The sequence below is a fragment of the Paenibacillus sp. 203 genome (genome assembly GCF_037027525.1).
Lineage (GTDB): Bacteria > Bacillota > Bacilli > Paenibacillales > Paenibacillaceae > Paenibacillus > Paenibacillus polymyxa_B.
In genome coordinates this window covers 1-12,765 of record NZ_JAXCHD010000017.1, presented here as the reverse complement: position 1 = coordinate 12,765, position 12,765 = coordinate 1, and the positions used below count along the sequence as shown (strand labels likewise).

General features: G+C 44.3%; 12 protein-coding genes. 8 read left to right on the top strand and 4 right to left on the bottom strand.

Features of this window, described 5'->3' with window-relative positions; all coding sequences use genetic code 11:
- Positions 1-5 precede the first annotated feature (5 nt).
- Both WA407_RS24515 and WA407_RS24510 read right to left on the bottom strand, forming a co-directional pair.
- Positions 6-1,214 carry a Ger(x)C family spore germination protein gene (locus WA407_RS24515; protein ID WP_336078606.1) on the bottom strand — a complete coding sequence of 403 codons (1,209 nt, stop codon included), beginning with the start codon at positions 1,212-1,214 and terminating at the stop codon, positions 6-8.
- Positions 1,211-2,752, bottom strand: a complete 1,542-nt coding sequence (locus WA407_RS24510; protein ID WP_336078605.1) for a spore germination protein — start codon at positions 2,750-2,752, stop codon at positions 1,211-1,213. The genes WA407_RS24515 and WA407_RS24510 overlap by 4 nt, the downstream gene beginning before the upstream one ends.
- Positions 2,753-2,881: 129 nt before the next feature.
- On the opposite strand from WA407_RS24510, the gene WA407_RS24505 reads away from it, so the two are divergent.
- A complete protein-coding gene (locus WA407_RS24505) occupies positions 2,882-3,232 on the top strand; it encodes a hypothetical protein (RefSeq protein WP_336078604.1) in 351 nt (116 codons plus the stop codon).
- Here the strand turns inward: WA407_RS24505 and WA407_RS24500 are convergent, their stop codons facing one another.
- On the bottom strand, positions 3,233-3,889 hold the full coding sequence (locus tag WA407_RS24500; RefSeq protein ID WP_336078603.1) for a DedA family protein: 657 nt from the start codon (positions 3,887-3,889) through the stop codon (positions 3,233-3,235). It abuts the gene before it with no gap.
- Positions 3,890-4,034: 145 nt separating this feature from the next.
- Here WA407_RS24500 and guaA point away from each other — a divergent pair, with 145 nt between their 5' ends.
- Both guaA and WA407_RS24490 read left to right on the top strand, forming a co-directional pair.
- Entirely contained in the window at positions 4,035-5,573 is a 1,539-nt protein-coding gene (guaA, locus tag WA407_RS24495; protein ID WP_254329107.1) for a glutamine-hydrolyzing GMP synthase, read from the top strand.
- Between the two features lie 412 nt (positions 5,574-5,985).
- A complete protein-coding gene (locus WA407_RS24490) occupies positions 5,986-6,603 on the top strand; it encodes a peptidase E (protein WP_061831557.1) in 618 nt (205 codons plus the stop codon).
- Between the two features lie 85 nt (positions 6,604-6,688).
- Here WA407_RS24490 and WA407_RS24485 read toward each other — a convergent pair whose 3' ends face one another.
- Entirely contained in the window at positions 6,689-7,819 is a 1,131-nt protein-coding gene (locus tag WA407_RS24485; protein ID WP_336078602.1) for a Gfo/Idh/MocA family protein, read from the bottom strand.
- Positions 7,820-7,950: 131 nt separating this feature from the next.
- On the opposite strand from WA407_RS24485, the gene WA407_RS24480 reads away from it, so the two are divergent.
- From WA407_RS24480 to WA407_RS24460, 5 genes are all read left to right on the top strand, one after another.
- Positions 7,951-8,796, top strand: a complete 846-nt coding sequence (locus WA407_RS24480; RefSeq protein ID WP_336078601.1) for a LysR family transcriptional regulator — start codon at positions 7,951-7,953, stop codon at positions 8,794-8,796.
- 73 nt (positions 8,797-8,869) lie between these two features.
- Positions 8,870-9,052 (top strand): hypothetical protein, encoded by a 183-nt coding sequence (locus tag WA407_RS24475; protein WP_336078600.1) that lies wholly within the window; start codon positions 8,870-8,872, stop codon positions 9,050-9,052.
- Between the two features lie 105 nt (positions 9,053-9,157).
- The gene (locus tag WA407_RS24470; RefSeq protein ID WP_336078599.1) at positions 9,158-9,628 is read left to right on the top strand and encodes a MarR family winged helix-turn-helix transcriptional regulator; all 471 of its coding nucleotides are present in this window, start codon (positions 9,158-9,160) and stop codon (positions 9,626-9,628) included.
- Between the two features lie 21 nt (positions 9,629-9,649).
- Positions 9,650-10,588 (top strand): NADP-dependent oxidoreductase, encoded by a 939-nt coding sequence (locus tag WA407_RS24465; RefSeq protein WP_336078598.1) that lies wholly within the window; start codon positions 9,650-9,652, stop codon positions 10,586-10,588.
- Positions 10,589-10,951: 363 nt separating this feature from the next.
- Positions 10,952-12,322 carry an NCS2 family permease gene (locus WA407_RS24460; protein ID WP_336078597.1) on the top strand — a complete coding sequence of 457 codons (1,371 nt, stop codon included), beginning with the start codon at positions 10,952-10,954 and terminating at the stop codon, positions 12,320-12,322.
- Positions 12,323-12,765 lie beyond the last annotated feature (443 nt).

Sequence of the window (12,765 nt, the reverse complement as noted above, 5' to 3'; positions counted from 1 at the left end):
CAAGCTCACTCCTTCATTTCTTTTTGGAACGATTCAAACAAGGAACCAATTTTTTTGATCGTAGTCTTTGCCTTATATTCAATCTGTAAGTCCATAAATGGATTTTCTTTTTCTTCTTTTAGTCTTTTCCAAAGCTCTGGTTTGGACTGGTGGATCAGCTGACCAAAGCCGAAAATGTCTGACTTGAACTCACGCCGAACAGTCTCTACGGAATGCTTCAAAATTTCAACGATTTTTTCATTGCTTGCGGCCTCAATTTCTTTAATATCAGCCATACTGCTTAACTTCATATGCTTACAGTTGACCTCTCGTACTGTGCTATCGTTGGTAACGGATATGGAGATAACAGGTTCTCCATCGCGAATAAGCACTTTTTTTTGGGTGTTGCTGTTCAAGGTTAATAAGGCGATATTCCCTCCTCCCTGACAGTCGACGTGTCCTGTAGTTGATTCCACTGTATTCCAAATGTAATTGAACCCTTTGCTGTCTTGTTCATTGATCCAGCCCAGCAAGCGGTCTTTTTTTAAGACACCGATACCGGAGAACCTCAGTGTGGTTCCAGGAGATATGCTTTTGGTGTCATCTATACCTTTTTCATTGGACGACTCTATATCTCCCAAAGCTTCCAAAGCGGGCAGAGTGGACTGGATGTCAGGATTAGCCAAGTTGCTCAGCAGTTGATCCATGGTTACTTTGGTGGCAGGAGCCCATGTTTTGGTTAACGTATCCAATGAAGCAAACATTTTATTGGCCGGTAACTTTTCAAGTGGAGTGGGGATTTTTAGCATCGTGGAAGCCTTGTTATCTTTGGCTATCGCAATATAAAAGTCACTTCTAGTAAAAGGCTCTCGCATCAAGGCTTCAATCGCATCAGAAATTCCTCTTCTCGCATACTCTTCACCTAAAATCAGCATACGAATATGAGATAAATAGATGATTCGCGGGCTTGTATCCGTCATTTTTTGAATAGCCTCTTGAATTGTGGGCGCAGTGGCCTCATAAGTAACGACGGGCGAGCCTGCACTTGGTGAAGATTTGGAAGCTACTGCCGAAGGAATAACCACCTGAGCCGTCACCTGATACTGGTCACCTTCCATATCCACTCCGATCCCAATAGCGATGCCCAGCTCGTTTAATTCTTTGCGATCCCAGCATCCACCCAATAGTAAAGCAATCAGTCCCCAGACGAAGAACAAATGTATGGTCTGCTTCATGGTTGATCCCTTCTGGTTTTTGATTTATGGCCAATCCGTCTTTTTTTCGTTTTTTGGCGGATCGTATTTTGGATAGAAATGGATTGAGGCCGTGTCGTCATGCGAGGCCAAGGTAGGCGAAACAGCGTATCTTTCATATCGCTTTCCACATAGGGACCAAACGGGCTCATATAAGATACTCCAAACGATCGCAGACTGGTTAAGTGCAGTAAAAGCACGATTAAACCCATCAATATTCCAAGAAGCCCGAAGGCTGCGGCTAGCATCATTAAGGCGAAGCGTATAATACGAACCGCTATCGACAGGCCGTTTTCCGGAATAACATAGCTGGAGATGGCGGTAATGGACACGATAATGACCATAGCCGCCGAGACAACCCCCGCATCCACGGCTGCTTGCCCAATAACCAGTGTCCCTACAATAGATACAGCCTGTCCGACTGTCCTCGGAATTCTGACTCCTGCTTCACGCAAAATTTCATAAGTAATTTCCATGAGCATCGCCTCGATAAAGGCTGGAAACGGTACGCCTTCCCTTTGTGCTGCGAGACTGACCAATAAGTTTGTAGGAATCATCTCTTGATGAAAGGTAGTTACCGCAATATAAACTGCTGGTGCAAGCAAAGCGATAAAAAAAGAAAAGAAACGCAGCAAACGCAGCAAAGTGCTGATGTCAGCACGCTGGTAATAGTCCTCCGCCGACTGGAAAAATTGAACGAACAATGCGGGTATCAACAGTACAAAGGGGGTCCCGTCCACCAAGATAGCGATCCGGCCCTCCAGTAGGCTGGCAGCGACCGAATCCGGGCGCTCGCTGTTATAAATGGTGGGAAACGGGGTGAAGGTTTCATCCTGAATTTCCTCCTCGATGTAACCCCCTTCCAAAATCCCGTCAATATCAATTCGGTCCAAACGTTCTCTCAGCTCCTGAATAACTCCTTCGTCAGCAATCCCTTTGACATACATCACGGCCACATTGGTATGAGTCACTTGACCGATCTGTCTTGTTTCCATCCAGAGACGCGGATCGCGGATTCGCCTACGAATTAGGGCGGTATTTGTACGTAAATTTTCGGTAAAAGCCTCCATTGGACCCCGTACGACACTTTGGGATTGGGGTTCGCTGACACTGCGATCCTCCCAACCGACCGCATCAATCCATATGCCCTTTGCGTATCCGTCCAGCAAAATGATAATACCGCCAGATAGCATCTGGTTGAATAAGGCATCCATTTCGTCCACACTACCTGAGTTACCTGCAATCAAAACTTGATCCTTTAAATAGTCGAACGGTTCCGCACCCTCCGGTACATGATGCTCCTTTACCCGCATTAATGAACGCAGAACGGAATCATGGAGCAATTGAGTGTTAATCAGACCATCGATATAAAACAAAGCTGCTGGCCATTTTTGCATCCATAATAGCTCTTTAATGATTACATCTCCGCTGTTTCCAAAGGAGCTTTCAATATGGTTTACATTATCCCTCAAGTTAGAGGACACATGAGTAAGTGGACAACTTTTATTCTGATTTGGCATACGTAAAATCCTCCGATATTGGAGTTTGTTGGCTTAGTATGCTCTGAATATATGAATTTATGCCTTGACGATTATAGAAACGAATACAGTCTGACATTCGCGATTTGCTCCGGTGAAGGGAGGACTGGTATGCCTTTGTTGGAGGGGATTTTACTTATGGGATTAAGCGGTATTTATCACGCATGGGCGGCGGTTGCTATTTACTTCTTAATTTCGTTGGCTGGCGGGGTAGGGGCCATTTTCCTGGATACATTATTAATGCGGGAGACCCCATTGTATTTACAGTGTCCATTGTTGGGCATGCTGACGGCGTGGAGCCAAGGTATCATCGGACTGTCTATGTTTGGAGCAGGGGTGGCGATTGAAATGATGGAGCCGCGTATGTTGGGTTTGGTTGGAGGCGCGGGATTTGTGGTGATATCTATCGTGATTTCGATGTATTATGCAAGGATTCGTAGCCGTAAGGCAGCAGGAGTTTGACTACTTCAAGTCATCCTTGTTGCTGGTTTTCACCGATTTTTCGGATTTGCGTAGCGAGCTAAATAGGAAGCTTCTCCACCGGTAAATAATATACAGCAGGATTATGAACCCAACGACTCCCGCAATTCGCAGCGCATACAGCTCTACCAAATGGAAAATGGCATCCCATTGGGGACCAAATAGCTTGCCGATGCTTAGAAAGAGGATGACCCAGAATAAAGCGCCGCTGTAAGCATACAAGGCAAATTTACGGAAAGAAAGAGCAATAATCCCGGCAAAATAACCGGTAAAATGCCTGACACCGGGGATAAAATATCCAAGGAAGATAAGCCAGTATCCATATCGTTGGAACCATTTTTGTGTTTTCTGAAGCTTGTCCGGCGATAACAAAACCCATTTACCGTATTTCTGAATAAAGGGGAGTCCAGCCCATCTTCCAACAAAGTAGGTAATAGTCATACCGAGGGTTGTGCCCAGAAAAGCTAGTAGCACCAGTTTACCGAAATCCAAGGTACCGGCATAGGAGAGATATCCCGCATAAGCCATTGTGGTTTCCCCGGGAAATGGTAAAGCAATAAACTCAAGCAGCAAGCCGAAAAAAAGGACGCCGTAGCCGTATTCTTCGAACAATTGCGCGATCCACTTCAGCACATCCATCGTTTACACTCCTACGAACAGATTGAGTATTTTAGAATCAATTCATTTTAACAATCTTTTCATGCCCACTCAACTCCGGTTGATTTCTTGACGTCTTGTTTTATCGTTGCGTATAATGAAACGAACAATTGAGGGAGGCACGGTAATGAATAAGCCTAATGAAATCGTTGTAGTTCTTGATTTTGGAGGACAATACAACCAGTTAATCGCAAGAAGAATTCGGGATCTCGGCGTATATAGCGAGCTCCTTCCATACAATACGCCTGCGGAGAAGCTGAGAGAGCTGGCGCCAAAAGGGATTGTTTTCTCAGGCGGACCCTCCAGCGTATATACAGACAATGCTCCTCAGGTGGATCGGGCAATTTATGATCTTGGCATCCCTATCTTTGGTATTTGTTATGGCATGCAGCTGATGGCTCACCAACTGGATGGTAAGGTAGAACGTGCGGGCAAGCGTGAGTATGGCAAAGCAGACGTGCAATTCAATCAGGATGCCCGCTTGGCTAAAGGATTGGATTCTCGTCAAACCGTATGGATGAGCCATGGGGATCACGTTACAGATCTGCCGACTGGCTTTACACTGGATGCAGGAACAGAGAGTGCGCCGATTGCCGCGATGAGTAACCTGGAGCGGAATCTGTATGCGGTGCAATTCCATCCAGAGGTACGTCATTCCGTTCAAGGTAACGAGATGATCAGCAACTTCCTTTATGAAGTGTGCGGTTGTGAAGGCAACTGGACCATGGAATCGTTCATTGAAGATCAGATTCGTGAGATTCGTCAACAGGTAGGCGACAAGAAAGTATTGTGTGCCTTAAGCGGTGGCGTGGATTCTTCCGTTGTAGCGATGCTCATTCACAAAGCGATCGGTGACCAACTGACGTGTATGTTCATTGACCATGGATTGCTGCGCAAAGGTGAAGCCGAAAGTGTAATGGAGACGTTCGTTGGTAAATTTGATATGAAAGTTGTCAAAATTGACGCACGTGAGCGCTTCTTGTCCAAGCTGGCAGGAGTCGATGATCCAGAACAAAAACGTAAAATCATCGGTAACGAGTTTATCTATGTGTTCGAGGAAGAATCTTCTCAATTTGACGATTTTACTTTCCTGGCACAAGGTACGCTGTATACGGATATCGTGGAGAGCGGAACAGCAACGGCACAGACCATTAAATCCCATCATAATGTGGGTGGTTTGCCGGAGAACATGAAGTTCAAGCTGATCGAGCCGTTGAATGCCCTGTTCAAGGACGAAGTGCGTAAAGTCGGCGAAGAATGTGGATTGCCAGCTGAGATTGTATGGCGTCAACCATTCCCAGGTCCGGGTCTTGCCATTCGTGTGCTGGGCGAAGTGACAGAGGACAAGCTAACGATTGTTCGTGAGTCGGATTACATTTTGCGCGAGGAGATTGCTAAAGCCGGTCTGGACCGGGAAATCTGGCAATACTTCACCGCTTTGCCGAATATGAAGAGTGTTGGCGTTATGGGCGATGCTCGTACGTATTCTTACACTGTAGGTATTCGTGCAGTAACCTCCATCGACGGTATGACCGCCGACTGGGCACGTATCCCTTGGGATGTGCTGGAGAAAATTTCGGTACGTATCGTAAACGAAGTGGATAACGTGAATCGTATCGTGTACGACGTAACGTCCAAACCACCAGCAACAATCGAGTGGGAATAAACGCGGGAACTCCCGCCCTGTAATCACAAACCTTTGGAGATTCACCAATACAACATCAGGACTCCTCCGCATCGGCCGAAATATCGCTGTGCGGCAGGAGTCTTTTTTACGGGTTCAAGGTCGAACATCTGCTCCCACTCCAAAATGAGAGCGGGGAAGAGAGTATTTTATGGGTCAAAATCAAGGAACCCCAGTTATTTTCAACGGATACGAGGTTGAAAAAGAGGAGATATTAAGGAGATATTATTCAATAATAATGTCTCCTTTTTTTATATGACTTTATCAGCTTCAAGCTTTTTTATGTTATCCTCCAATGGTGTCATGTTTTGATACTAATATATTTTATAATATACCTAGAATAAAGTGTTACATATCCCGTCTCATTAAACGCTGTTCTAAGGAGAATAAAGAGATGAAAAAATTATTTTTGTCGTCCTCATTTAAGGATGTTGCACCATGGTTAGTCCATTTCGCCGGTGAAAACTTGGAAGGAAAAAAAGTCACCTTCATCCCAACCGCAAGTATTCCAGAGAAAGTTAAGTTTTATGTGGAATCAGGAAAAAAGGCATTAGAGAGTTTAGGATTAGTCGTGGATGAAATCGAAATAAGCACAGCAACCTGGGATGAAATAGCGAGTAAAATTAGAGGGAATGACTATATTTATATTACCGGAGGCAACACATTTTATTTACTTCAAGAGTTAAAAAGAACCGGGGCTGACAAAATCATTGCTGAAGAAGTTAATGCAGGGAAATTGTATATAGGCGAATCTGCCGGTTCGCTGATTTTATCACCGAATATCGAATATGTTCAACTTATGGACGATGTTCAGGAGGCCCCTGCATTAGATTCCTTTGCTGCGCTAGGGGTCATTGAATTCTATCCAGTCCCCCATCATACGAACATTCCGTTTAAAAAAGCGGTGGAGAACATCATTGAGGAATATGGCAGCCAATTAAATTTATATCCAATCAGCAACGCGGAAGTTATTTTGGTTGAAGGTGACAGGATAAAAGTGGAGAACACATGACTTCATTAAAAAGGCAGCACAATATAAAGAACCTTTAACTCCACATCTATCGTGGGGTTGAAGGTTCTTTTTTTATAATTCTACCTTACCATACGATCTTTTTCCCAGTTGCAGCCGATTTCTCAATGCGGTCCAGGAGCAGATGCAGCTTTAAGGCATGGTTGAAATCGGGAGCGAGACGGGTGTGTGTCAAAATATCCTCGGCAAAAACATAATGAGCCTTGGCTACATTCAGGGTTACCCCTTGTTTTGGGAAATCCAGGCTTGTATTAGGCTCTCTAGTTATACTTATTTGTTCAAAAGCGCCATTAGGACCATGACTCTGCGTACTGCTTGGATCGTACACAAGTTTTTCGAGCATTAGATTCCCAAATTGAACATGCCCAAGCGAAGGATTCTGTGTCAAACGCAAAATGCCCTTTTTCCCCTGAATCTCTATCTCAAACTTAGAATTTACTCCACCTTGAATGTGAACGGATACCGGTACTCCTTTTTCCAACAGCCCGTGAATCAAAATCTGATCGGCTGTATCCTTGGAAATGACTTCACCCGTTTCCTGAATAGTGGCTTCGTTATAGCGGGATGATGTGATGGCCGATAGCTCGCGGAATTCGCCAACGATGTATTGCAGCGCATCCAGGGAATGACCGCCATTAATCGTGAGCAGATTAGCCCCATTGGCTCTATTCAGCAAATAAGCAGTGTCCTGATTTACTTGTCCTCCTTTGCCGGGAGTAGCTACTTGCATATGACAGGATATAATTTCACCAATCTCTCCGCCCTCCACGAGTTTTTTCATCGTTTGCACTTCAAGATCCTGCCGTGCCTGCAAGCCGACGGTATGATGAATGCCTGCCAATTCCGCCGCCTTGGCCATTTTAGCAGCTTCCGCAGTGTTTGCCCCCAAGGGCCATTCACAAAAAATATGCTTTCTCTCTTGAATTGCCGCCATCACCGCCTCGTAATGATGGGGAACTTTTATGCTCACCACGACCATATCCACATCCTCGGAAGCTGCGAGCTTTTTGGCATCATCAAAAGCCAGTGCCGCGCCTACTTCTTCTGCGCTTTGTCTCGCACTCTCCATACGAGAAGTACCGACGGCAGTGATATCTAAGTTTAAGTGCTTGAGCAAAGCCGGAATATGCGTTTGACTGGCCCATTTATTATTCATCGAACCTCCTACGATACCTACACGAATCTTCTTTTTGATCATGTTGCCATACCTCCTGATTTTTAAGATGAGGGTGGAAAATAGCATCCAAGGCCAATATAATACATTTAACTCATAAATAATAATGCTTGTTTATGATATAGATATCATTTTATTTGATGGGAGGTGAAGAGATGGATATTGAAAATATGCAGGCATTTGTTTCGGTGGCAGAGCTGAGAAGCCTGACAGAAGCAGCCCAAAAGTTGAATCACCTGCAATCGAATATGACGGCCAAAATAAAGAAGCTGGAGGCTCATTACGGCACAGCGTTATTTTACCGAAAGCCCCGTGGTATGGAGCTGACACCTTCAGGAGAAATCCTATATGCTCAGTTCAAGCAAATGTTGTTGCTGTGGCAAGACACGGAGATGAAAATGAGACCGCAGGAGGAAAAGCTGCGCATCGGGACGATGCAGTCTATTATTGCGGGGGAAACAACAAGGGCGCTTACGAAGGTATACGAGCTGTACCCGCAGGCCTCGGTTACATTAAAAACCGGAACCACCACGGAAATGGAGCGAATGATCCTCGACGGCGAGCTCGATATTGCTTTTGTCACAGGGTATCCCACCAACCCGTATATTCATTATCAAAAAATATGCCGTGAAGAGTTGGTGCTGGTGGGGAAAGGCATACATGAAGGCTCAGATCTCAAACAGGTGCTGCAAGGAGCCTCTATTATCATATTGTCGGATGGCTGCCTGTACCTAACGCATTTAAAGAAGATGTATCAGGACATGCAATTGACCCATGGCGAGGTTGTGGAGGTCGGTGTGTTTGAAACGATGGTGGAATTTGTCTTGATGGGAATGGGAATCACCCTTATGTCTAAAAGGCTTGCGCGGCAATTCAAAGTAACATCCTATTTGCCCACTCCCCCAACCTTCGGCTACATGGATACATATTTAATATCTCGTCCAAATCACGAAATGACAGCGATTGAACATAAATTTATCGAAATCAACAATACGATCTAATAGAGTAGGGGGAATTGAATTACAGAATCACGGCATATCCGGCAGCAGTGTAGCCAGCAGCGGTTTTTAACCGATGTGCGAGCGCCCATCGACAGAAACGCGTACGTTTTATGGTGCGCTTAAGCATATTGCCGAAGGATTAATTAACCGTTACCCGGACAAGCTGATCGTCTTTTTGATCCCGCCTCACGGATCAAGTGATACGGTTCCTGAGCATCTGCCTAATGCCATCACAGGTCAAGTCTATAGCGCGTAAGCACAGGCTGCTCAAGCTATCCGTTTAGCTTGAGCTTTTTTTGTGAATGTAGGATTGTATATACTTGTCTCAGACTTGTTTATTTTTAGTGAGGGTGTATAATACTTGATGCATCAATTGATAGGTCAAGCATTAGAAGGAGGGTTTGTCATCGAACATTGCTCTGAAAGAAGCCAGTTGTTTTATCGCATGCATCTTTTGTGTAAAGAAATGAATAACGCTTTTGAAGCACAAATAAAAACCAGTTTTACCAAGGTCGAAATTTTGTATCATATTGATCATCGTCAGGAACTAAGTCAGCTAGAGCTCCAACATCTGCTCGTTCTGGATGGTGCAGCAGTGACCCGACATCTGAGAAGGCTGGAAGAGGAAGGTCTGATTTTACGTAGTAAAAAAGAGCAGGATAAGCGTGTGACCTATATACGTTTGACCGAATTAGGGGTTCAAGAGCTGCAAGTTTTGTCAGAGCAAAGACAAGCCTTTCAGGAAAAGCTGCTATGTAAGTTTACAGATGAGGAAATTGCGGTTTTGACAGATGTGCTACAACGTATGTCTAGCAATGTAAAGAATATGTAAATGTGCGAGGAGGAAATGAATATGAAAGCCATCGTTATAGATCAGTATGGAAGCAAGGATGAATTGAAAGAAAGAGAAGTGCCTACTCCTACACCACAGGCTCACCAGGTTGTAGTCAAAGTGGCGGCTACCTCCATCAATCCAATTGACTGGAAGCTACGTGAAGGTTACTTAAAACAAATGATGGATTGGGAGTTCCCGATTATTTTAGGCTGGGATGTAGCCGGTACTATTTCGGAAGTAGGCAGCGAGGTCACCGATTGGAAAGTGGGAGATGAAGTGTTTGCACGCCCGGACACCACCCGGTTCGGTACTTATGCCGAGTATACCTTGGTGGATGATCATCTGCTGGCACGTAAACCCGCCTCAATTTCTTGGGAGGAAGCCGCTTCTGTACCTTTGGCGGGGTTGACTGCTTGGCAGGCGCTCTTTACACATGGTCAACTGACCAAAGGGGAAAAAGTATTAATCCACGCAGGTGCAGGTGGCGTAGGTATGTTTGCTATCCAGTTTGCCAAACAGGCCGGAGCCTATGTCATTACTACAGCCAGTGAGCGTAATCATGAATTGCTTGCTTCATTGGGAGCCGACCAAATCATTGACTATCGTACAACTCGTTTTGAGGAAGTTTTATCTGATGTGGACGTGGTGTTCGATACGATGGGCGGGGATGTTCAGAAGAACAGCTTTAAGGTAATGAAAAGGGATACCGGACGGATCATATCCATTGTCAGCAATTTTGACGAAGAGCTGGTGAAGGAGTACAACGTAACAGCCCAAAATATATGGCTGGAGCCCAATGGACAGCAACTACAGGAAATTGCCGATCTGTTGGAGCAAAAGAAAGTAAGATCGGTAATAGGAGCTACGTTTCCTTTTTCACAAAAAGGTTTGTATGACGCACACGCTTTAAGCGAAACCCACCACGCTGTTGGTAAAATTGCAATAACCTTCCCATAAGGACGCATACACATATACAGCACGAAAGGAATTGCACACGATGAAGATTTTAGAAGATTATTTTCACTACTTGATCTATCGTTTATCTGGAAAATATACCGGACTCAGCGAATGCCTTTGATAAGTACAAAAATATCTGATTCCTCTAAATGATAACCCGTCAGCTGCATAATAGCTTGCTGGTTTTCTATTTTCCGAACAATACATATGTGTTCAATTTGCAACATTCGCTTTTTCTGTTGACAAGCAGTAGGTGAGAGCCTAAAATAACGAATGTAATAATATAGCGCATATGAATGCGAATATTACTTCAAACGAACGACAACAATACGAGTATGCTTTGCGTAGGAGGAATTACGACTCATGGAGCGTTTCTTTAAATTAAAGGAACATGGCACGAACGTCCGCACAGAGATTATTGCGGGGATTACTACTTTTATGACCATGGCTTATATTCTGGTGGTCAACAATACCTTTTTAGGTCCGACTGGAGCAGGTATGCCCAGTGAAGCTGTCTTTTTTGCGACGGCGGTAGGTGCAGGTTTGATTACCATACTGATGGGGCTATTCGTTAATGTACCGATCGGTATGGCGCCGGGTATGGGTTTGAATGCTTATTTTATGACTGTAGTCCTGAGTTCCAATGGCATGATTACTTGGCAAGCGGCACTTGGCGCTGTATTTATATCCGGTATCGTCTTTCTGATTTTAACCGTGACACGAGTAAGACAGATGCTGCTTGTTGCAGTTCCGGAAAATTTAAAGACAGCCATTACAGTGGGTATCGGTTTGTTTATTACAATTGTCGGATTCAAGCTTTGTAACCTGGTTATGGTGAGCATCGTTCCAGGGACAGATGTTGGTCAACCGGTTCCGGGTCATGCTTTTAATTTGATTCTGGGAAGTCTGGTACATCAAAAGGATGCACTGCTGGCGCTAATCGGATTGCTTATTATCGCAGCACTGATGGTCGTTCGGGTCAAAGGTGCATTGCTGATTGGGATCGTAGCTACTACATTAATCGGTATTCCGATGGGAGTAACAAATTTGAGTAGCTTGACAACAGGCAACTGGATTCCTGATTTCAGTAATTTGGCTGTAGGTCAGTTAGACTTGAAAGCAGCTTTGCATATCGGTCTGTTTGATATCATTTTCATTTTCACATTTGTAGAGTTGTTTGATACGTTCGGTACCTTGGTAGGTACGGCTACACGCGCGGGTATAATGAAAGATAAGAAAAAAGGCGAGAAAATTATCGGTAAAGCAATGCTGGTTGATGCAGTTGGGGTAAGTACTGGTGCAGTATTGGGTACAAGTACGATTACAGCATTCGTAGAAAGCTCCGCAGGGGTAGAAGAAGGCGGACGTACCGGACTGACTGCTGTAACGACAGGTGTTCTGTTCTTGTTGGCCCTGTTTATTGCACCGTTGGCTCTGGTTGTGCCTTCTGCCGCTACTGCTCCAGCTCTGATTATCGTTGGGGTCCTAATGATGAGTCAGGTTCGCAATATCGACTGGGATAACTTCCTGTTGGCGTTTCCTGCATTTTTGACCATCGTGCTGATGCCTTTCACAGGTGGAATCGCGAATGGTATCTCTGCTGGTATTCTGTCTTACGTTGTGCTGGCTGTGTTTAGTAACCTGTTTACCAGCAATAAAGTTAAAATTCACTGGCTCATGTGGGTGCTTGCTATTATTGTAGTGATCCGCTTTGTCTTTATGGGCTCCGAATAATCAGTAGATATAGAACAAAGAACCTCTTTCCTGTTGCTTAAGGGAAGAGGTTCTTTTTTTGTAGTTAGACGCAGATAGATACAAAGGAGCTATTATATAGAAGGAAAACGAATAATAATAAAGTATTGTGAAACCTTATCTAATAAATGCTTGCAAAAGGGATATGTATATGGTATATTCTAATTCCGGCCAAGAAATACAATATTGCGAGCGAGTGTTACAAAAAAAGATTTCGAAAAAATGCTTGCAAAGTTGGTTCGGACATGATAAGATATAAGAGTTGATGAGGCGACAAACTGAGTTAACAAAAAAGAATGTTTGATCTTTGAAAACTGAACAACGAGTGAGTAAAACGATTTTGTTCGCAAAATCAAAACAAGAGATATTTTATCTCGTCAGTTTCAAAATGAGCTTATCGCTCTTTCTATAAACCAGCTTCGGTT